This is a genomic window from Vreelandella janggokensis (assembly GCF_031451615.1).
GTDB lineage: Bacteria > Pseudomonadota > Gammaproteobacteria > Pseudomonadales > Halomonadaceae > Vreelandella > Vreelandella janggokensis.
In genome coordinates, this window is the sequence record NZ_JARWAJ010000001.1 from 1,185,611 (window position 1) to 1,205,547 (window position 19,937).

A 19,937-nucleotide genomic window follows, 5' to 3' on the forward strand; every position below is an offset into this window, starting at 1 on the left:
CAGATGTTTGAATATTGGCAGACCTGCGCCACCCAGTGCAAGTATTTCGATGCGTTAAAGGGACATAAAAAAACGTCGCAGCGCTGGGCTACGACGTTTTAGAGTTTTGCTAACCAGACTTGGTTCAGTGGCGTTTGGCTGGTGCGCCGTTGGCGACGTAATAGTCGACGTTGGCCCGGGGCAGGGGCTCACGTTCACGAATCCGGTCGGCGATCTTTTCGGCCAGCATGATGGTGGGGGCATTCAGGTTGCCGGTGGGAATCACCGGGAACAAGGACGCATCGACCACGCGCAAGCCGTCAATGCCATGGACGCGGCCCTGGCCATCCGTGACTGCCATTTCGTCGTTGCCCATCCGGCAGCTACCACAGGGGTGATAGGCGGTTTCGGCGTGCTGTTTGACAAAGGCATCGAGTTCGGCATCCGACTGAACATCCGGGCCGGGTGCGATCTCGCGGCCACGGTATGGGTCAAAGGCTGGCTGAGCGATGATGTCGCGGGTCAGGCGAATGGCATCGCGGAACTCTTGCCAGTCTTTGTCCTTGGCCATGTAGTTGAACAGGATGCTTGGCGCCGCATGGGGATCTTTCGAGGTCAGGCGAATGCGGCCGCGGCTTTCCGAGCGCATGGAGCCGACATGAGCCTGGAAGCCGTGGGCCTGCACCGCGCTTTTACCGTTGTAGCTGATCGCGATGGGCAGGAAGTGGTACTGCAGGTTGGGCCACTCTTCCTCATCGCGGCTGCGGATAAAGCCGCAGGATTCAAACTGATTGCTGGCGCCCACGCCGGTGCCCTTGAACAGCCACTCGGCACCAATCTTCGGCTGGTTGTACCATTTGAGCGCCGGATAGAGCGAAATAGGCTCTTTGCATTCGTACTGGATGTACATCTCCAGATGGTCCTGGAGGTTTTCACCGACACCGGGCAGGTCGTGAATTGTCTCGATATCGAGCTCTTTAAGCAATTCCGGGTTGCCAATCCCCGAGCGCTGAAGAATCTGCGGTGAGGCGATAGCACCGCCACACAGCAGCACTTCACGACGAACGTAGGCCTGCTGTTTCTCGCCTTTTCGCTCATAGCGCACGCCCACTGCACGCTTACCCTCGAACTCGATTACATCGGTTACCGCATGAGTTTCGATGGTCAGATTTTCGCGCTGCTTGGCGGTATCCAGGTAGCCACGTGCCGTCGACGCTCGGCGGCCGTTAGGCGTCACAAAGCGGTCCATGGGACCAAAACCTTCCTGCTGATAGCCGTTGACGTCGTCGGTCTCAGGGTAGCCTGCCTGCTTTCCGGCCTCGATAAAGGTGTGGTAAAGCGGGTTATTGCCCGCCTTGGGCGTCGTGACGCTGACCGGCCCTTCGCCGCCGTGATAGTCATTTGGTCCGATATCGCGGCTTTCGCTTTTTTTGAAGTAGGGCAAACAGCTTAAATAGTCCCAGTCTTCAAGACCCGGTTGCTTGGCCCAGTTGTCGTAATCCAACGCATTGCCGCGGATATAGCACATGCCGTTGATCAGCGAGGAGCCGCCCAGGCCCTTGCCGCGGCCACATTCCATGCGGCGGCCGTCCATATGCGGTTCGGGGTCGGTTTCAAATGCCCAGTTGTAGCGTTTGCCCTGCAGCGGGTAGGCCAGGGCAGCGGGCATTTGGGTTCGGAAGTCAAAGCGATAGTCTGGGCCGCCTGCTTCCAGCAGCAGCACGCTGACGTCACTGTCTTCAGTTAGGCGAGTCGCAAGCACATTGCCTGCGGAACCTGCACCGATAATGATGTAATCAAATTCACGTGGTTGAGACATACTGATTCACCGGGACTTATAGGGGGAGGGTGCGACTCTGGAGGTAGCTTGGCCACCCCCAGCGCCCATGGTTCATGAGTTCGTGTGTTGCAAACAGTTAAAACACAGACTCAAACGGCCCCATCTCGATCTGTACAGACTTGGTCTGGGTATAGTGGTTGAGCGTCTCGACACCGTTTTCACGCCCAATGCCCGACTCTTTATAGCCGCCGACCGGCATCTCTGAGGGCGATTCGCCCCAGGTGTTGACCCAGCAGATACCGGCTTCCAATTGATGGATCACCCGGTGGGCGCGGTTCAGGCTTTCGCTGAAGACACCGGCGGCGAGGCCGTAGGTGGTGTCATTGGCGCGGCGAACCACCTCTTCCTCGTCATCAAAGGCGAGTACCGACATCACCGGGCCAAAGATCTCTTCCTTGACGATGCGCATGTCATCGGTGCAGTCGGTGAAGACCGTCGGCGCCGCCCAGGCACCGTTGGCCCAGGTGCCGCTGTTCCAGTCCTCGCCGCCCACCAGGACGCGTGCGCCTTCGGTTTTGCCGAGAGCAATGTAGGAGAGCACTTTCTCCTGGTGCTCGAAGCTGACCAGCGGGCCGAAATTGATAGCCGAATCCATGGGGTCGCCCGCCTTGATACGCTTGACGCGCTCGACCAGTTTGGCCTCAAAGGCGTCTTTGACGCTGCGTTCCACAAACACGCGGGTGCCGTTGGTACAGATTTGGCCGGAGGAATAGAAGTTGGCCATCATGGCAGCATCGGCAGCGCGGTCCAGATCGGCATCGGCGAAGACCAGCAGCGGCGATTTGCCGCCCAGTTCCATGGTGACGTCTTTGAGCGTCGATTCGGCCGCTGCTGACATGACCTTCTTGCCGGTACCGGCTTCACCGGTAAACGATACCTTGTCGATACCTTTATGCCCGGTCAGCATGGCGCCCACGCGGCCGTCACCCTGGACGACGTTGAACACGCCGTCGGGGAGACCCGCCTCGGTGAAGATTTCGGCAAGCTTCATCGTCGTGAGCGGCGTGACTTCACTGGGCTTGAAGACAATCGCGTTACCCGCGGCCAGTGCCGGGGCGGCTTTCCAACAGGCGATCTGAATCGGGTAGTTCCAGGCGCCGATGGCACCGATCACACCCAGCGGTTCGCGGCGGGTGTATACGAACGAGCTATCGCGCAGTGGAATCTGGCTGCCCTCGATAGCTGGGGCGAGGCCCGCATAGTACTCCAGCGCATCGGCACCGGTGACGATATCGACGCTTGCGGTTTCGCTGATTGGCTTGCCGGTATTGCGAGTTTCCAGTTCAGCCAGCTCGTCATTACGCTCTCTTAACAGCGCAACGGCACGCAGCATGATGCGTGCGCGTTCCATGCCGGTCATGGCGGCCCACTTGCGCTGGCCTTCGCGGGCCGCTTCAACGGCGCTATCAACGTCGGCCTGGCTTGCCTGACCGACCGTTGCCAGCAGGCTGCCATCGAAAGGATTGGTGATGGTAAACGTATCGCCTGAGGTGGCATCAACCGGGCGACCATTAATGAAAAGAGGCAGTACATCATGAGTAGCCATGGTGGTCTCCTTAATAAGATTCGATCATGGATGCAGGCTGTTGGCACCCATGGTGAGCAAGTAGTTGGTCAAGGTAGGTGTGGGCCAGGTGGCGTGCTTCGTTGGCGTCCAGGCCTTCTGGTGTAAGTGCGCCGCGCAACCACAGGCCGTCGATCATGGCGGCCAGACCCCGAGCCGCGTTGCGAGCATCAGCCCTCGGCATGATCTGGCGAAATTGGTGGCATAAATTGGTGTACAGGCGGCGGTCATTGACATTCTGCAGGCGTTGCAGTGTCGGCTTGTGCATGCTGCTGGCCCAGAAGGCGAGCCAGGTCTTGGCGGCCGGGCCGGTGACCTGAGTGCGGTCAAAGTTGCCTTCAATAATGGCACCAATGTGGGCGCGTGGCGTCTGGTCTTCCAACGCTTGGCGACGCACTGAAATAGCGTGGTTGAGGTCGGTCAAAATTTGCCGCATGGTAGCTTCCAGCAGTCCATCCTTGCCGCCAAAGTAATGGCTGATAATACCTGCTGACACCCCCGCGTGGCGGGCAATCCGCATGACAGTGGCTTCCGCCAATCCAACTTCGTCAATAGCCGCCATGGTGGCGTTAATTAATTGCTCGCGGCGTATTGGTTCCATTCCCACTTTAGGCATGGCTGTCTCCTGTCGCGTTGAATGCCTATTCACCCATTACCTTGAAAAACGACTTTAGGCATGATTACCTAACAATGATGGCATCTTTTTATTGAACGTTCAATCAACAAAAAGATGTTAGCTGCCGCTGCGATATGAATGCGGAGCGGGTGATCGATAATCTGATGAAAAGGGGACGCTGAATGAAGAAAACACATATTGGTATGATGGGGGCGATGGTCGTCACGGCGGGACTTCCTTCACTGGCGATGGCTAACGAATGCAGCACTGTTCGCTTCGCCGAGGTAGGCTGGACCGACATCACTGCGACCACAGCGCTTGCCAGCGAAGTGCTTGAAGGTATGGGCTACGAGGCACGAGTGGATACCGTATCGGTACCCATCGCGTACTCGGGCATGGAAAACGGTGACTTTGATGTCTTTTTGGGCAACTGGATGCCGTCAATGGCCTCAATCAGTGACCCTTACGTTGAAAAAGGCACAGTTGATCGGTTAACGGCCAATTTAGAAGGTGCCAAATACACCCTGGCCGTGCCGCAGTATGTTTACGATGCAGGCGTCACGTCGGTCGAAGACCTGGCAGAGCATGCCGACCAGTTTGACCAGCAACTGCATGGTATTGAAGCAGGCAACGATGGCAACGAATTGATCCAGCAAATGATCGATGACGATGCTTTCGGCCTTGGCGATTGGCAGTTGGTCGATTCCAGTGAAGCCGGCATGCTGGCCGAACTGACAGCGCGGGTACCCAATGAAGATTGGATGGTATTTCTGGGTTGGGAGCCACACCCCATGAATACCAACTTCGACATGGCGTATCTTGAAGGGGCTGACGATTACTTTGGCCCTGACCTGGGTGGTGCGACGGTGTATACCAACACCCGTGGTGGTTACGCGGAAGAGTGCCCTAATGTTGGTGAACTGCTCAACAACATGACGTTCACACTCGAAATGGAAAATCAGTTGATGGGCGAAATCATGGACGATGGTGAAGACCCCCGTGATGCCGCGCGTGCTTACCTGCAGGAAAATGATGAGCTGCTAGGCGAGTGGTTAGCCGGCGTGGAAACGATCGATGGCGAGCCTGCTGAAGAAGCTGTGCGTAACGCATTGCAATAAAAGGTGCTTGGAGCAAAAGGCAGGTCGATAACGGCTTGCCTTTTGCCGTTAAGATAGGCACAATGCGTCTCCGCTGATGTCGGAAAGGCTACGTAGCTCAGTTGGTTAGAGCACATCACTCATAATGATGGGGTCCCCTGTTCAAATCAGGGCGTAGCCACCACTCAGCGTAGGCAGACTCGCAAATGAGTCAGCTGTTATGGTGGCCCCTTAGGTCCTCCCGCAACGCTAAACTGCAAACCCCGCCAGGCCCGGAAGGGAGCAACGGTAGTGGTGGATGCGTGTGCCGGGATGTGGCTTTTGGGGCCGCCTCCATTTCTGATCCCCCGTTTTTTGATTCTCCCTCCTGTTGATTTTCAACCTCTTTGTATGCTCGACGGCAAACCGCTATGGCAGTTCCATGATCTGTTCATGTTTTCTTCCATTTGGCATTGGTTGAATGATTGCCTCTCTAGCCTCGCGAACCGAGATTGGCAGAAGGTCACGTCACAATAAAGCTGGCTGATAACGTTGTTGCGTGTGAGCCACGTTTAGAGTCATCGCTCGATTTGTATCTCACCTCACGGTACTTTTACCGTCTTGCCATAACGGCTGTTAGCGACAAGAGGCTTCTATGAAAAAAACACTAGCGTTGCTGGGGCGCTGGGCAGCGGTGTTGCTCTTGCTGCTAGGGGCTCTGCTGGCTGGGCCGGTGTGGATGCTGGCCAGTGACCAGATCGTGACAGATGGGCACTGGTCCGCGCTTGATCGCTCGTCGGCGGATATCGCCCCGTCGCCGGAGGATGTCTCTGAGGCGGTCGTGCAGGTTTACGCCGCACGTGCGTATAACTGGCGAGGTGCCTTCGGGGTTCATGTATGGATTGCCACCAAAGCGCAAAACGCTGACTACTATCGCTTGCATCAGGTGTTGAGTTGGCGTCGACCTACGGTGGTGTCGTCGATCGATATGCCTGATCGCTTTTGGTTTGGCAACTCCCCCGAACTGCTGGCGGATTACCGCGGCGAGCCAGCGCAAACCATGATTCCCCGGATTGCCGATGCGGCGGCACGTTTTCCCTATGCTGACCTGTACCGCGTGTGGCCGGGACCCAACAGCAATAGCTTTATTGCCTGGGTGGCTCGGGAGGTGCCTGGGTTCAATGTGTCTCTGCCGATCACGGCGATTGGTAAAGACTACCTGTTTGACAGTGTTTTCGCACCTGCGCCGAGTGGTACCGGTTATCAGCTTTCTCTGGGGGGTGTGGTGGGATTGCTTGTCGCCCGTGAAGAGGGGGTTGAGGTGAATATCTTGGGGCTTGGCGTGGGGATTGATTTCATGCGGCCGGCGATCAAGCTGCCGGGTGTCGGCCGGTTGGGGATGCCCGCCCGGGCCATGGGGAATCATTAAATGTTGGCGCGCTTGTTGGCTGCCTCGCAGCCAGCAAGAAGGCAGATAAGAGCTTAATGGTGTACACTGTCTGTAGATACCTTTATAGATTTATTGTATTTGCAGAATAGGCCATGAGATGACGATGCAAACGGCAAACGAACTTGCTCATAACAAGGCAGCGGCAGCGGTAGGGCTGAAAGCAGCGGTGCGTATTCTGGATAAGTGGCGCGCGACCGGTGAGCAGGGAGAAGCCATTTTGCGTGTTTCCCACAGTACCTATGCCCGGGCGCGCCGTGGTGACGTGGCTGAAATCAAGCTCGACAACGATCAACTTACGCGAATTAGCTATCTGCTCAATATTCATGCGGCATTGCGCATGCTGTTTGAGAACCCTGATAACCTGTATGGGTTTGTCTCGATGGCCAACTACAACCCCTATTTTAACGGCCGCACGCCGCTTGACGTTATCAGTAGCGGTGATTTTGCCGCGCTTTACGAGACCTTCAAGCGTATCGATAGCCTGCGGAGTGCCCAGTGGTAATGCCTGACGAGCTGCCGTCATGTTCCGCAAAACGGGTGGAAAGTTACCGCCTGGTCAACAGCAAGTTTCCACCGATTGAGCTGTTTGACGACGTTGCCAATGCCGAGGAGTTTGAAGCCCTCTACGCGCTTCAGGCATTAACCAATCCACGCTTGCGAAACGAGGTTGGCGATTTGGGGCTTTTGCCAATTGAAGATATTCCCTTCGGCATTCGCGGCTGCTCTTATGCCACCGCACCGTTTACCCATGTCAATCCTAATGGCTCGCGCTTTAGCGATGGCAGCTTTGGCGTACTCTATGTCGCGGATTCACTGACTGCTGCGATTACGGAAGTAAAATATCACCAGCAAGCGTACTGGCGAAAAGTGCCGTCGCTGCACTATGAACGCTTCGTGTTTAGAGGGCTGAAATGTGTGTTCGATGAAGGGGGATGCCGAGATGGGTTGGTGTTAGCACCGAGCCACCCCATCTATTGCGCTGATGATTACCGGGCATCGCAGGTCTTGGGCGAAGCATTACGTCGTTCAACTGGAACGGGGCTGCGATATCACTCGGTGCGGCACGAGGGAGGTGTCTGTTGGGCGCTGATGACGCCGCGTCGTGTCAAGCAGATGATTCAGACCACTCACCTGGAAATGATCTGGAATGGTGACATCGCCCAGGTTAATCGGCTTTCAGCCGTATCAAGGTCGTAAAAAAATCGTAAAAACAATGAAGTGGCTGTTTTATGTCTGATGCTTTTCAGTAAAACGCCGCATGATGGCCAGTGTTTCATCGCTGACGTGATGCTCCATGCCCTCTGCATCAATGCGGGCGGTGTTGTCGCGAACGCCCAGGGCGCGCAGGAAATGCAGCACAATATCATGACGTGCGCGTGAGGTTTCGGCCATTTTATGGCCTTCCTCAGTCAAGAAGAGCGACCGATAGGGACGGCTCGTTACCAGCCCCAGCTCATTCAGACGTCGGATCATTTTCGATACAGTGGCCTGGCTAACCGCCATGCGGCTGGCGATATCAGCTGCGCGTGCTTCGCCACGATGGCGCAAAAGATCCCCGATCAGTTCCACATAATCTTCGATCAGTTCAGTTTCGTGGGCGTTGCGCACGGTTTCGTACTGTTGTGCATGCTGCTCGACAGGCGGCAGCGCATCGCCACTTAGGCGTGAATTAGGCGGCAATGGCGGCTGTTCGTGATCGCTCATAATGGCTATATAGGTTGGCTATATCAGAGTGAGTATAAACGTTGATTAGGATGGTAACGTATTTTTTGGAATAATTGTTAGCCAAGGTTAAACTATTTGCATGGTGCTTTTTTGTTGAGCTAACGCCCTCAAAACCTGATTGGCGCAGTAGACTGTAGGTTTTCCCAGGTTTTTTCGGCGATACCGATACCGGCACCGGCCATCAGCAAATAGGTTTGGTCAGCGCCAGCCGCCATCAAGGGGGCTTCTTCATCGGGATAGTTGATACCCGCAATGATCGTACCTTTAAAACCCGCTTTACGAAGCTGGCGAGTGGCAAACAGCTTACTCTCAGTGTTGGGCGTTGCCAGCATTACGGCTTCAAGGGCATGAATATCCAGGTGCGACCAGAAAGCAACATCTTCCACATCGGCATAACGTATGTCGCGCTCGGAGGCCGCCACTTTATTCGGGTCAGAATCAATGCCGATCACCCGCAAATGGTTCTCGACGAAAAAGTCGTAGGCGGCACTGCCGGTCCGGCCCATGCCGATCACCATCATTTTGGCATCGCCGAGGGTGACGGGCTGCTCATCGGGATGGCGTAAATGACGTTCAAAGCGGGTCAGGCGGACTTCGTAACGATCAAACAGGGCGTGGGCGACTCGGTTGAGCGGCGCGGAGATGATAAATGAAAGCGCCACCGTCAGCGCCAGCGGTACCAGCCACTCTTCCAGAATGCTGGACGCCACGATCAGGCCGAACTCACTGTAGGCTGTGAGGCTGAGGCTCCCCAGAAAAGCGCTACGGGCGCGGATCTTGAATATAACCAGAAGGGCAAAAAACAGCGCGGTTTTTAGTGGCAGCAGCATTGCCATCACGCCAGCGAAGATCAGTGCATTAGCGTCGGGTAGGCCCGACATGCCTATCTGCAGGAAAAAGCTGATCAGCAGTATTTCCTTTAGCCCCCAGAGCGCCTTGGACATTTCCTGGGCACGTGGATGTTTGGCCAGCAAAAGTCCCATCACCAGAGCGCCCACTTCGCCGCTGAGCCCCACGACATCAAAGCCCATGCCGCCGATGGCAATGGCCAACACTGCCCCCATCAGAACCAGCATTTCATCGTGCTGGGCAATGCTCATCAGCCAGTAAAGCACCGGCCGTAGTAGCGGCAGCGCCAGGATCCAAAGTGCCCACCAGGAGGGAGACTGGCCGCTGTAAATGCTGATGGCGGCCAGTGCCACCAGATCCTGGATAATCAGGATGCCGATAGCCAGTCGTCCATGCAGCGCCCGCAATTCTCTTTTGCCCTCGAGCACCTTGGCAGCCAGTACCGTGCTGGAAAATGATAGCGCAATGGACAGCAGAATGGCGGTATCAAGCGCCAGGCCCATCAAGACCACGAAGCCGGCAGTGAAAATAAATGTGGTGATGCTGAGGTGTATAAAAGCACCGCCCAGCACAGCAGGTTCGACGAGGTTTTTTAGGTTGAGTTTCAAGCCAATGGTGAATAACAGCAGCAATACGCCCAGATGCGCCAGGTGTTCGAGCAATGGGCCAGCCTCGGTCGGTAAACCCAAATAGGGCCCGGCAAAATTAAGTGCAAAACCGGCCGTTAAAAAACCCACCAGAGGTGGCAGACTGAGTTGGCGAGCTATAATCCCGAAGATAAAGGCAAACGATAAAATAATGACTTCAAACATGCACAATCCCTAGCGTATGGAACAGACAGATTATTTTCTTACTCGCCAATGCTTTTGCATTTCGACAAACGTGAACGACGCCGACCAGGTGATCAAGACAAAACCGGTCAATGCTAATGTGCCATACAAGAAACGGATCGGGCCGGTTGCATAAATGTCGCCGTAGCCCACCGTGGTGTAGGTCACGGCAGCGAAGAATATATGATCCAGCAGGTTGAAAACGCTATAGCCGTTTAATGCGCCGATACCTCGCAGCTCGACCAACCACCACCCTGTAAGCCCAAACAGCCAGATTTCGGCGATGTGGGTCATCAGAACGCCGAATGCCATGGCCAGAATGCGCTGACGGTGGGGTCTGTGTGATCGCTCAATCTGGCGGGAAATAAGCCAGAGGGCTTCGTAGTGCAGCAGAACCGCGAGCACGACGGTGATAGACGTGGTGATGACCACCACGACGTGTTCAGGGTACGGAATGGTCACGAAAAGCTGGGCCCGTGGTTGCAAACGCTGGTTTTGGGTTAACTATCTCATGCGCGCGGTTATTTTAGAAGCTGCCGAACAGCGTGCCGAGGGTGATAACGCTCACCAGTGCGGCGATAGGCAGCACGATCGTGACCATGGCCACGTTGCCGTAGGCCTGTCGGTGGGTGAGTCCGCAGATGGTCAGCAGCGTAATGACGGCGCCAGAGTGGGGCAGTGTATCCATGCCGCCGGCGGCCAGTGTGGCAACGCGATGCATGAGCTCGGGGTCGATGTTGGCCGCTTGTGCCATCGCCAGGTATTCGCCGCCCAACGTTTCCAGTGCAATCGACAGGCCCCCCGACGAGGAGCCGGTAATACCTGACAGCACGCTCATCGCCAGCGCTTCGGAAATCAGCGGATTACCCGGCGATGCGTTGAGCACCGTATCGCGAATGATGGTAAAGCCCTCGAGGCTGGCAATCACGGCACCGTAGCCGACGACGGAGGCGGTGTTGAAAATCGGTAGCAACGAGTCGACACAGCCGCCATTAACCGTATCTTTCAGGGCTATCCAGTGTCGCCAGCGGCTGATGACCAGCCATATGGAAGCGCTCAGCAGGGCGATCAAGATTGACCACAGGCCGCTCTGCCGGGCGGGCGTTACGCTGGCGAATTCATCGCTGATAAAACTCAGGTCCATCGATGGGAAAACAAGGTACGTCAGCAGGCCATTCAGACCGATCACCATGATCAACGGAATCAGCGCCGTGGTTAACCGCATGGTGGGTGGCGAATTCTGTGAGTCGCTTTCATCCGTCTCGCGTTCTTTATGAAGGCCGTAGCCCTCATTCAGTGCGGCCGCCCGTTTTACTCGGGATTGCAGGTAGGCCATTCCCAGCCCGAGCATCACGAGCCCGGCGATGACTCCCAGGCCGGGAGCGGCAAAGCTGTTGGTGGCGTAATAAGGAATGGGGATTGCGTTCTGAATGGCCGGGGTGCCGGGTAGAGCGGTCATGGTAAAGGTGAAAGATCCCAGTGCAATCGCGCCTGGAATCAATCGTTTGGGAATATCGGTGCGGCGAAATAATTCGCGGCTGATGGGATAAATGGCAAAGGCTACGACAAATAACGAAACGCCGCCGTAGGTAAGAATGGCGCAGGCCAGCACGACCGTCAGTACCACATGGCGGGTGCCCAGCTTGTTGACGATGCCGTTGGCGATGGATTGAGCCGCGCCGGAATCCGACATTAGCTGCCCAAACAGGGCGCCCAGAAAGAACAGCGGAAAAAACTGAATGGCAAAACTGCCGAGGGCCCCCATGAAAGTGTCGGTATACATCGGCAACAAAAAGGCGGCTTCACCCGAAAGTGTAACCGCCAGCGCCGCCATCAGCGGGGCGAGCAGCAGAACTGTCAGCCCACGGTAGGCAAGGAAGATGAGCAGAAGCAGCGAAATGACAATGGCAAAGGTGCTCATGGGCGCTCCGGAGCAGCATGAATCTGAGTTAATCCAAGAGCCAGGATACCAACATATCAGGCTTCGTGTTGCATAGCAGCAATGCGGAGCTGTTGTTCTTGGTGATATATCGGGTAAATGGCGCCGCGAATAGCGATTTTCTCTGATAAAATCCCGCGTTTTCTCGCTTACCACTTCTCACTGCCTATTTTAGGAAGATTGATGAACGCCGTAATTATTGCCGTACTTGTGATGGTCGCGCTCTCGCTCGCGCGAGTTTCAGTTGTGTTCGCCCTTGTCGTGGGCGCGTTAGTGGGTGGGCTCGTGGGCGGGCTCTCATTGGATCAGACGCTCGAAGCATTCAACGATGGGGTGGGCGGCGGTGCCCAGGTGGCGCTTGCATACGCGACGCTGGGCGCTTTCGCCGTGGCGATTTCCCGCTCCGGGCTGCCGGACATGCTGGCCAACGTGTTGATCAGGATGCTGGGTAAAGAAACCCATGCAGCCAACCAGAATCGAGTGAAGTGGGTGCTGTTGGCCGCGGTAGTGCTGGTCGCGATTCTGTCCCAGAATGTGATCCCCGTGCATATCGCGTTTATCCCGGTATTGATACCACCCTTGTTGGCCGTCATGAACCGCCTACAGCTGGACCGTCGGGCGGTAGCCTGTGCCCTGACATTCGGCTTGACGGCCCCCTATATGCTACTGCCTGTGGGCTTTGGGGCTATCTTCCTCAATGATATTTTACTGGCCAACCTGAGGAGTGCGGGTGAACCGCTGGGCCTGGAAATCACCCGCGAGATGCTGCCCATGGCGATGGCCATACCGGTCGGCGGGATGCTTGTTGGTTTGGTCGTGGCGCTTACTTTCAGCTACCGCGGCCGTCGCGATTATGCGGTCAAGCCGTTAGCCAATACACCGGCAGGGCATTCGGCCACGCCCGCCACGCCCCACACACTTGGGCTGGTCATGTCCGGGGTCGCCATTGTCGCCGCTCTCGGGCTCCAGCTTTATAGCGGCTCGATGATCCTGGGCGGTTTGGTAGGGATTGGGCTGCTGTCGCTGGGGGGGATTTTTAAATGGCGCGAAGCCGATGACTTGTTTACCAGTGGCATGCGCATGATGGCGTTGATTGGCTTTATCATGATTTCGGCGGCCGGTTTTGCGGAAGTCATGAAAACCACCGGCGATATCGACACGCTTGTCGCGGGTGCTGTCGACCTGTTTGGTGATAATCGCGGGCTCGCTGCGCTGGTTATGCTGTTGGTCGGGTTGTTTATCACCCTGGGAATCGGCTCGTCATTTTCGACGATTCCCATTATCGCGGCTATTTTTGTGCCGTTAGCGGTTCAGTTCGGCTTCTCGCCCATGGCCACCGTCGTACTTGTGGGCACTGCTGCTGCCTTGGGTGACGCGGGCTCCCCCGCATCAGATTCTACGCTCGGTCCTACGGCAGGCCTCAATGTCGACGGTCAGCATGATCACATGTGGGACAGTGTCGTACCGACATTCTTGCACTATAACGTACCGCTTATCGGCTTTGGCTGGCTGGCGACGATGATGCTTTAACCATCCAGGGCGCGGCGTCTAACAAGGACGGACGGGTTCGGCTTGCAACTCAGGGCGCATGCCCCCACCTAAAAGAGTGTTAGGCGGAGTTTTGAACGCATCACGCTAGGAGAATTTAGATGAGCAAGCGTATTTTGGTAGTACTGACGTCTCACGATCAGTTGGGCGATACCGGAGAAAAGACGGGTTTCTGGCTGGAAGAGCTTGCCGCGCCTTACTACGTGTTCAAGGACGCCGGGGCCGAGGTGACGTTGGCATCGCCGAAAGGTGGCAAGCCGCCGCTTGATCCAAAAAGCGATGCCGAAGATGGCCAAACCGATGAAACGCGGCGCTTCAAAAAGGATGAGCAAGCCAATGCCGCCTTGGCCGCCACGCATCGCCTGAGCGATATGAAAGCAGATGACTTTGATGCCGTGTTCTATCCGGGAGGCCATGGCCCGCTGTGGGATCTGGTCGATGATAAAGATTCTATCAAGCTGATCGAAACCTTTATCGCACAAGGTAAGCCGGTGGCCTCGGTCTGCCATGCGCCGATTGTGCTCGTCAATGCGAAGGACAGGAATGGCGAACCATTGGTGAAAGGTCGTGAAGTGACCGGCTTTACCAACGGTGAAGAAAAGGCCGTGGGGCTGACGGATGTTGTTCCTCATCTGGTAGAAGATGCGCTTCAGCAATGTGGCGGTATTTACAGCAAGGCAGACGACTTCACCCCTTATGTGCGTGAAGATGGTCAGTTGATCACCGGCCAAAACCCGCCATCCTCAGCGGCCACCGGTGAAGCGCTGGTGGCGTGGTTGGACCGTTAATCAGCGTTACGCACACTAACTGTTAGCGGCATAGACGAACGGCGAGCACAAGCTCGCCGTTTTTTGTGGGTAGGTATTACGCACCGTGCCCGATGGATGGGTTGATGGCTGTGTGGCATGAGTTATCGATCCGGCAAGTGGGACTCGAAAGCGCTGAGCAAGCCACGCAGCAGAGAAAGCTCTTTGCGGCTCGGCTGAGCGCGGGTAAACAGGGCTTGCAACTGTTCCTCAGTGCGCGCATGGGGCTGGGTGATAAAGCCGCTTTGCTGCATCAATCGCCCTAAGTGCTCCTGAAAGTACAAGAATTGTTCGCGGCTCGGCGGCGTGGTTTCAGTCGGCTGCTGATAAACATAGTGGCTGTCGTCGCGCCTGCGCCATGCGCGGTGTACTTCGTAGGCAAGGATTTGCACCGCTTGAGAGAGGTTCAAGATGCCGTAGTCAGGGTTGGCGGGAATGCTGACTTGATGCGTGCAGCAGCGAATCTCGTCGTTGGTCAACCCTGAGCGTTCGCGGCCAAACACGAGTGCTACCGGCGCATGCTGCGCGTTCTGTGTCACCGCCTGGGCCATATCGTCGGGTTCTTCAAAATGGGGCAGGGGGAGGCTGCGAAGCCGCGCACTGGCGCCTACTACCTGAACACAGTCACTCACCGCTTCGTCAAGCCGGGTGACGACCCGGGCGTTGTCGATAACGTCTGTCGCCCCGGCGGCAAGGCGGGTGGCTTCCTCGTCGGGAAATTGACGGGGGTTGACCAGCACCAGGTTCGTCAGCCCCATGGTTTTCATGGCCCGGGCGGTGGCGCCTATATTACCGGGATGGAAGGTTTGCACCAGCACAATGCGAATGTTGGAAAGCACGGTGATAAGACAGCCTGAATAGCGAATGGAAAACGACGATTTTACCACGCTTTAACGACAAGAACCCCGCACAAGGCGGGGTTCTTGATGACGGCTAGCCGTCAGAGCGATAAGGCTCGGGGGGCAGCTTACATCATGCCGCCCATACCACCCATTCCGCCCATGCCACCCATGTCCGGAGCGGCTTCTTTCTCGTCCGGATCGTCGGCGATCATGCACTCGGTGGTGATCATCAAGCCAGCAACGGAGCCTGCAGACTGCAGCGCCGAACGCGTTACCTTGGCGGGGTCGAGGACGCCCATTTCAAACAGGTCCCCGAATTCACCGGTCTGCGCGTTGTAGCCGAAGTTGCCTTCAGCGTCCTTCACGCGGTTGATGACGACGGCGGGTTCTTCGCCAGCGTTGCTGACGATTTGACGCAGCGGCGACTGCAGCGCACGCAGTGCCATGTTGATGCCATGGTTCTGATCTTCGTTATCACCCGTCAGACCCTGTACCTTGGCCATGACGCGGACAAGCGCGGTACCACCGCCAGGCACTACGCCTTCTTCAACGGCGGCGCGAGTCGAATGCAGCGCATCTTCAACGCGGGCTTTCTTCTCTTTCATTTCCACTTCGGTGGCCGCACCGACGCGGATAACCGCAACGCCGCCTGCCAGTTTGGCAACCCGCTCTTGCAGCTTCTCTTTGTCGTAATCGGAAGACGTATCTTCGATCTGGGTGCGAATCTGACCCACGCGAGCTTCGATATCGGCTTCAACGCCGGCGCCATCGATGATGGTGGTGTTTTCCTTGGACATGGTCATGCGCTTGGCAGTACCCAGATGATCCAGGTTCGCCTGCTCGAGGGTCAGACCGACTTCTTCAGAAATCACGGTGCCGTTGGTGAGGATCGCAATATCCTGAAGCATCGCCTTGCGACGATCGCCAAAGCCAGGCGCCTTGGTGGCCGCGACTTTCACGATGCCGCGCATGTTGTTCACGACCAGCGTGGCCAGCGCTTCGCCTTCGATGTCTTCGGCAACGATGGCAAGCGGTTTGCCTTGCTTGGCAACGGCTTCGAGAACCGGCAGCAGCTCACGGATGTTGGAGATCTTCTTATCCACTAACAGGATGTAAGGATCTTCCAGTTCAACGGACATGGTGTCCTGGTTGGTCACGAAGTAGGGCGACAGGTAGCCACGATCGAACTGCATACCTTCGACGACTTCCAGTTCGTCTTCGAAGCCACGACCTTCATCAACGGTGATGACACCTTCTTTACCGACTTTTTCCATTGCTTCGGCAATGATCTCACCGATGCGCTTGTCGCCGTTAGCGGAGATGGTGCCTACCTGAGCGATGGATTTGGTATCGGTGCAGGGCACTGACATCGCCTGGATTTCTTTGACGGCTGCCGTGACGGCATGGTCAATACCGCGCTTGAGGTCCATCGGGTTCATGCCGGCAGTTACGCCTTTCAGGCCTTCCGCGATAATAGCCTGGGCCAGAACCGTGGCGGTGGTGGTGCCGTCGCCCGCGACGTCAGAGGTCTGCGAAGCAACTTCCTTGACCATCTGGGCGCCCATGTTCTCGAACTTGTCTTTCAGTTCGATTTCCTTGGCCACCGATACACCGTCTTTGGTGACGGTCGGTGCACCAAAGGATTTTTCGAGAACAACATTGCGTCCCTTCGGACCCAGTGTGACCTTCACTGCATTGGCGAGAACGTCAACACCGCGCGCCATGCGCTTGCGAGCATCATCGGAAAACTTGACTTGTTTAGCTGCCATGTTCGTTACTTCCTAATAAATTTCAAGAAATGGGAAAGTAATAGGTCGAGGCGGTGATCAGCCTTCGACAACTGCCAGAATATCGGCTTCGCTCATGATCAAGACTTCTTCGCCGTCGATTTTCTGCTTTTCAACGCCAAAGCCGTCTTTGAAGATCACGTTATCGCCAACTTTCACGTCCAAGGGGCGAACGTCGCCGCTTTCCAGAATGCGGCCATTACCAACGGCGATAACTTCACCACGGGTAGGCTTTTCCTGCGCATTGCCCGGAAGCACGATGCCGCCAGCGGTTTTCTGCTCTTCTTCCACGCGACGAACGACGACGCGATCGTGCAAAGGACGGATATTCATGCTTACGTTCTCCTGAGTATCGTCAAAGCCCCAATCAGGGCGGTTAGTGTTGATAGTTTTCGTGGGCGGTGCCCGCGAAAAATGAAGACAAGATGTCTTCGCTGTAAATGGCAACCACTTTATAGTGAAGCAGTTACCGAACTTGTGTGCTGCTTGAAAAGTGGGGGCTGCGGGTGGCCTTTCAAGGGGGCGCTAATAAAAAAATCTCAAGCGCTGTCTATTCGCTAGCCGCGGTGTTTCGGCTCATCCCGGCTAATAAAATCCCCTTCGATCGGTCCTTCCGGCTTTTCGGTGGACGACGCGCTCTCGCTGTGACGATAGCGGGGCTCATCCTGATGAGAGGCCCACGACGGATCATGCCCGGTCGTGCGGTGGGTGGCGACCTTTAAACCCAGCGCGGTAAGCAGTTTAAACAGCAGGCGACGGGCATTCGGCACAAGGCAGGCAAGGCCGAGGGCATCGGAGAGAAAACCCGGTGCCATTAATAACGCACCGCCAAATATCAGGGCGGCACCGGTAAACAGCTCATTAGAGGGAATTTCACCTGCCTGCATGCGCTGACGAGCGCGGGCAAACGTTGCCACGCCTTCCTTGCGAATAAGATGCAGACCCACGACCCCGGTGCCAATCACCAGCAGCAGAGTCATTAATAAACCGATCTGGCTGCCAATCGAGAACAGGATGACAAAGTCAAGCAGCGTGAACAGGGAAACAAACACCAAAATGGGCATAACTAACTCCGTAATAAACGTCGTGATAGATATGGTGACAGTCTGGTTGAAAAACAAGCCGGACTAAATAGCCTAGCGAAGCTGCATTGCGCTTTTAGGGGATTGCCGGGTGATGGTTTGCGTGTCAGTTTGAACGACGAGATGTATCAACGTGATCAAAACGGACGGGAAGGAGCGTTAAATGAAGCTGGATGGTCGGGTAATTGCGATAACTGGAGGTGCACAAGGCCTGGGCTATGCCGTGGCTCAGCAACTGGGGCAGAAGGGAGCGCGGCTGGCGTTGCTGGATATTAGTGGTGAAGCTCTGGATAGCGCTGTCTCAACATTGGCACGGCAGGGGATCGATGCGCAGGGAGTGGTCGTTGATGTTGCCGATGAAGCATCAGTGGTGCAAGCATTTGCGGAAATTGCCGAGAAGCAGGGTCCGGTCAGCGGGTGTGTCAATAATGCGGGCATTACCGACGATGCCCTCATGGTGAAAGCCAAAGAGGGGCAGGTGGAAACACGCATGTCCCTGGCGGCCTGGCAGCGCGTGATTGATATCAACCTGACGGGCGTGTTTTTGTGCGGACGAGAAGCGGCGACGCAAATGATCGAAGCCCAGCATGAAGGCGTGATCGTCAATATTTCCAGTATCTCTAAAGCGGGTAACCCCGGGCAGAGCAATTATGCGGCCGCGAAGGCGGGAGTACATGCATTGACTGTCACCTGGGCAAGCGAGCTGGCGCGCTATGGTATTCGCACCGGTACGGTGGCGCCGGGCTTCATCAATACTGACATGACCGCCTCGATGCGCCCCGATATGCTGGAACGCATTGCCTCAAAGGTGCCGTTAAGGCGTCTGGGGGAGGCGGATAATATTGCGCAAAGCGTGGCGTTTATCCTCGATAATGATTATTTCTCTGGTCGAATCATCGAGTGCGACGGTGGGCTGCGGCTGTAGCCATAGTCCATGGGTGCCGTGTTGATAGTGGCGTATGGCCAACGCCGGGCTAGCGATTCGTTTCAAGGTTATCCACTTCTTCAGCCCAGCGCTTTACTTTACGGCGCTGAAGCCGCCCGTTGAGACGTTTGGTATCCACGCTGATGGGGATCAATGTCTTTTCGGAAGTGGATGGGTCGCTTAGATAGAATGACCGCGACGCTCCGACGGGCCTGTCTTCCGAGCCATAGATGGCAATCACTCGCAGCTCCAGTTGAAGCCCGGTCTGATCGTAAATGGTGTTGTCCAGTTGCCAGGTAGCGCAGATCTGATCGGCAATGTCGGCAAAGCGTTGCATATGCAGGTAATCGCCAGAGGCTAGCGGCCCCTGGTGACTTCTGATGGATTTCCCTTCCTGCTCATTCTCTTTCTCTTCCTGGTACTCCGCGACGTCGACCATGTAGCTGCTTTCTTGGGTATGAAGAAGTGCTGCCACATGTTGAATGTAGATGGATTCACTACTCATGTTGCTTATTAGACAAAGCGCATTCTGGCCGGTGCCAAGGCCGCGATTGATAATGATGCGTGGACGCCGCTGGCGAACGTAGCCGTTATAGAGTAGCTGCAGGTAAAATAACCAAAGGAGAACGGTGAAGATGCTTGTGGCGGCGGAAATCGCCTGACTATTTCCGTTAAGCCAGTCCATAGGTCTGTTCCTTAGCCCGTTTAATGGTTTGGAGTTAGCGAGTAGAACAAAAGCTAGCTCAACAGGCTAAAAAATCCAGTTAGCCAATGAGTTGTGGTTCAATTTTAATCAGGTAAACCTGATTTGTTGGGCAATAAAAAAGCATTGCGGGGACATAAGAAAGCAGATAAAGACGATTAGAAGGGATGCAAATGTTGGCTTAAAAACTGACCGAAGCATGCCCAAAACAGACTATATGAGCACTAAAAGCAAGGAGGGGATAAATCTAGCTGATTGAAAAATAAAGCTTAATTGGTGCGGATGGGGAGACTTGAACTCCCACGCCTTACGGCACTAGAACCTAAATCTAGCGTGTCTACCAATTCCACCACATCCGCAGAACGATGCGTATACT

Annotated in this window: 19 protein-coding genes, 2 tRNA genes and 1 other RNA gene; 9 read left to right on the forward strand and 13 right to left on the reverse strand. The window is 55.8% G+C overall.

The features are described 5' to 3' along the window. Positions 1–124: 124 nt before the first annotated feature. The 3 genes from betA to betI form a co-directional block, all read right to left on the reverse strand. Positions 125–1,798 carry a choline dehydrogenase gene (betA, locus tag QC816_RS05370; protein ID WP_085918691.1) on the reverse strand — a complete coding sequence of 558 codons (1,674 nt, stop codon included), beginning with the start codon at positions 1,796–1,798 and terminating at the stop codon, positions 125–127. A 97-nt stretch (positions 1,799–1,895) separates the two neighbouring features. Then, positions 1,896–3,365: a betaine-aldehyde dehydrogenase gene (gene betB, locus QC816_RS05375; RefSeq protein ID WP_309781315.1), complete on the reverse strand. Its 1,470-nt coding sequence runs from the start codon at positions 3,363–3,365 to the stop codon at positions 1,896–1,898. 10 nt (positions 3,366–3,375) lie between these two features. Next, on the reverse strand, positions 3,376–3,999 hold the full coding sequence (gene betI, locus QC816_RS05380; protein WP_176243662.1) for a transcriptional regulator BetI: 624 nt from the start codon (positions 3,997–3,999) through the stop codon (positions 3,376–3,378). A gap of 182 nt (positions 4,000–4,181) precedes the next feature. Between betI and QC816_RS05385 the strand changes: the two genes are divergently transcribed. The 6 genes from QC816_RS05385 to QC816_RS05410 all read left to right on the forward strand — a co-directional run bounded on the left by QC816_RS05385 (position 4,182) and on the right by QC816_RS05410 (position 7,722). Then, entirely contained in the window at positions 4,182–5,117 is a 936-nt protein-coding gene (locus QC816_RS05385) for a choline ABC transporter substrate-binding protein (protein WP_199283358.1), read from the forward strand. 86 nt (positions 5,118–5,203) lie between these two features. Continuing rightward, a tRNA-Met gene (locus tag QC816_RS05390) sits at positions 5,204–5,280 on the forward strand. A gap of 46 nt (positions 5,281–5,326) precedes the next feature. Beyond that, positions 5,327–5,423, forward strand: an RNA gene (ffs, locus tag QC816_RS05395) — signal recognition particle sRNA small type. Between the two features lie 307 nt (positions 5,424–5,730). After that, the gene (locus QC816_RS05400; RefSeq protein ID WP_199283357.1) at positions 5,731–6,504 is read left to right on the forward strand and encodes a DUF3750 domain-containing protein; all 774 of its coding nucleotides are present in this window, start codon (positions 5,731–5,733) and stop codon (positions 6,502–6,504) included. A 124-nt stretch (positions 6,505–6,628) separates the two neighbouring features. Further along, on the forward strand, positions 6,629–7,027 hold the full coding sequence (locus QC816_RS05405; RefSeq protein WP_085918675.1) for an antitoxin Xre-like helix-turn-helix domain-containing protein: 399 nt from the start codon (positions 6,629–6,631) through the stop codon (positions 7,025–7,027). Then, entirely contained in the window at positions 7,027–7,722 is a 696-nt protein-coding gene (locus QC816_RS05410; RefSeq protein WP_309781429.1) for an RES family NAD+ phosphorylase, read from the forward strand. Before QC816_RS05405 ends, QC816_RS05410 begins: the two co-directional genes overlap by 1 nt. Before the next feature lie 30 nt (positions 7,723–7,752). On the opposite strand, the gene mntR is transcribed toward QC816_RS05410, so the two are convergent. The 4 genes from mntR to QC816_RS05430 form a co-directional block, all read right to left on the reverse strand. Continuing rightward, the gene (mntR, locus tag QC816_RS05415; protein ID WP_085918673.1) at positions 7,753–8,229 is read right to left on the reverse strand and encodes a manganese-binding transcriptional regulator MntR; all 477 of its coding nucleotides are present in this window, start codon (positions 8,227–8,229) and stop codon (positions 7,753–7,755) included. 128 nt (positions 8,230–8,357) lie between these two features. Further along, positions 8,358–9,911 carry a cation:proton antiporter family protein gene (locus tag QC816_RS05420; protein ID WP_199283356.1) on the reverse strand — a complete coding sequence of 518 codons (1,554 nt, stop codon included), beginning with the start codon at positions 9,909–9,911 and terminating at the stop codon, positions 8,358–8,360. A gap of 30 nt (positions 9,912–9,941) precedes the next feature. Continuing rightward, positions 9,942–10,391 carry an ion channel gene (locus tag QC816_RS05425; RefSeq protein ID WP_085918805.1) on the reverse strand — a complete coding sequence of 150 codons (450 nt, stop codon included), beginning with the start codon at positions 10,389–10,391 and terminating at the stop codon, positions 9,942–9,944. Between the two features lie 64 nt (positions 10,392–10,455). Next, the gene (locus tag QC816_RS05430) at positions 10,456–11,850 is read right to left on the reverse strand and encodes a GntP family permease (RefSeq protein ID WP_085918672.1); all 1,395 of its coding nucleotides are present in this window, start codon (positions 11,848–11,850) and stop codon (positions 10,456–10,458) included. Between the two features lie 201 nt (positions 11,851–12,051). Between QC816_RS05430 and QC816_RS05435 the strand changes: the two genes are divergently transcribed. Further along, positions 12,052–13,398, forward strand: coding sequence for a Na+/H+ antiporter family protein (locus tag QC816_RS05435; protein ID WP_264823154.1), 1,347 nt, complete (start codon positions 12,052–12,054; stop codon positions 13,396–13,398). 119 nt (positions 13,399–13,517) lie between these two features. Then, complete coding sequence (locus QC816_RS05440) at positions 13,518–14,204, forward strand: type 1 glutamine amidotransferase domain-containing protein (protein WP_085918670.1); 687 nt, start codon at positions 13,518–13,520, stop codon at positions 14,202–14,204. 122 nt (positions 14,205–14,326) lie between these two features. Here QC816_RS05440 and QC816_RS05445 read toward each other — a convergent pair whose 3' ends face one another. The 4 genes from QC816_RS05445 to QC816_RS05460 form a co-directional block, all read right to left on the reverse strand. Continuing rightward, complete coding sequence (locus QC816_RS05445; RefSeq protein ID WP_085918804.1) at positions 14,327–15,061, reverse strand: RNA methyltransferase; 735 nt, start codon at positions 15,059–15,061, stop codon at positions 14,327–14,329. Between the two features lie 128 nt (positions 15,062–15,189). After that, on the reverse strand, positions 15,190–16,833 hold the full coding sequence (gene groL / locus QC816_RS05450; protein ID WP_085918669.1) for a chaperonin GroEL: 1,644 nt from the start codon (positions 16,831–16,833) through the stop codon (positions 15,190–15,192). Positions 16,834–16,890: 57 nt separating this feature from the next. Then, entirely contained in the window at positions 16,891–17,184 is a 294-nt protein-coding gene (locus QC816_RS05455; RefSeq protein WP_066320359.1) for a co-chaperone GroES, read from the reverse strand. Positions 17,185–17,408: 224 nt separating this feature from the next. After that, complete coding sequence (locus tag QC816_RS05460) at positions 17,409–17,915, reverse strand: FxsA family protein (protein ID WP_085918668.1); 507 nt, start codon at positions 17,913–17,915, stop codon at positions 17,409–17,411. A 181-nt stretch (positions 17,916–18,096) separates the two neighbouring features. On the opposite strand from QC816_RS05460, the gene QC816_RS05465 reads away from it, so the two are divergent. Continuing rightward, the gene (locus QC816_RS05465; RefSeq protein ID WP_309781320.1) at positions 18,097–18,858 is read left to right on the forward strand and encodes an SDR family oxidoreductase; all 762 of its coding nucleotides are present in this window, start codon (positions 18,097–18,099) and stop codon (positions 18,856–18,858) included. Positions 18,859–18,907: 49 nt separating this feature from the next. Here the strand turns inward: QC816_RS05465 and QC816_RS05470 are convergent, their stop codons facing one another. Together QC816_RS05470 and QC816_RS05475 are read right to left on the reverse strand one after the other, a co-directional pair. Continuing rightward, a complete protein-coding gene (locus QC816_RS05470; protein WP_085918666.1) occupies positions 18,908–19,543 on the reverse strand; it encodes a hypothetical protein in 636 nt (211 codons plus the stop codon). Between the two features lie 292 nt (positions 19,544–19,835). After that, positions 19,836–19,920: transfer RNA gene (locus tag QC816_RS05475), tRNA-Leu, on the reverse strand. Positions 19,921–19,937 lie beyond the last annotated feature (17 nt).

Coding starts and splice junctions, on each gene's coding strand:
- betA (WP_085918691.1), bottom strand. CDS start 1,798: ATGTCTCAACCACGTGAATTTGATTACATCATTATCGGTGCAGGTTCC.
- betB (WP_309781315.1), bottom strand. CDS start 3,365: ATGGCTACTCATGATGTACTGCCTCTTTTCATTAATGGTCGCCCGGTT.
- betI (WP_176243662.1), bottom strand. CDS start 3,999: ATGCCTAAAGTGGGAATGGAACCAATACGCCGCGAGCAATTAATTAAC.
- QC816_RS05385 (WP_199283358.1), top strand. CDS start 4,182: ATGAAGAAAACACATATTGGTATGATGGGGGCGATGGTCGTCACGGCG.
- QC816_RS05400 (WP_199283357.1), top strand. CDS start 5,731: ATGAAAAAAACACTAGCGTTGCTGGGGCGCTGGGCAGCGGTGTTGCTC.
- QC816_RS05405 (WP_085918675.1), top strand. CDS start 6,629: ATGCAAACGGCAAACGAACTTGCTCATAACAAGGCAGCGGCAGCGGTA.
- QC816_RS05410 (WP_309781429.1), top strand. CDS start 7,027: ATGCCTGACGAGCTGCCGTCATGTTCCGCAAAACGGGTGGAAAGTTAC.
- mntR (WP_085918673.1), bottom strand. CDS start 8,229: ATGAGCGATCACGAACAGCCGCCATTGCCGCCTAATTCACGCCTAAGT.
- QC816_RS05420 (WP_199283356.1), bottom strand. CDS start 9,911: ATGTTTGAAGTCATTATTTTATCGTTTGCCTTTATCTTCGGGATTATA.
- QC816_RS05430 (WP_085918672.1), bottom strand. CDS start 11,850: ATGAGCACCTTTGCCATTGTCATTTCGCTGCTTCTGCTCATCTTCCTT.
- QC816_RS05435 (WP_264823154.1), top strand. CDS start 12,052: ATGAACGCCGTAATTATTGCCGTACTTGTGATGGTCGCGCTCTCGCTC.
- QC816_RS05440 (WP_085918670.1), top strand. CDS start 13,518: ATGAGCAAGCGTATTTTGGTAGTACTGACGTCTCACGATCAGTTGGGC.
- groL (WP_085918669.1), bottom strand. CDS start 16,833: ATGGCAGCTAAACAAGTCAAGTTTTCCGATGATGCTCGCAAGCGCATG.
- QC816_RS05455 (WP_066320359.1), bottom strand. CDS start 17,184: ATGAATATCCGTCCTTTGCACGATCGCGTCGTCGTTCGTCGCGTGGAA.
- QC816_RS05460 (WP_085918668.1), bottom strand. CDS start 17,915: ATGCCCATTTTGGTGTTTGTTTCCCTGTTCACGCTGCTTGACTTTGTC.
- QC816_RS05465 (WP_309781320.1), top strand. CDS start 18,097: ATGAAGCTGGATGGTCGGGTAATTGCGATAACTGGAGGTGCACAAGGC.
- QC816_RS05470 (WP_085918666.1), bottom strand. CDS start 19,543: ATGGACTGGCTTAACGGAAATAGTCAGGCGATTTCCGCCGCCACAAGC.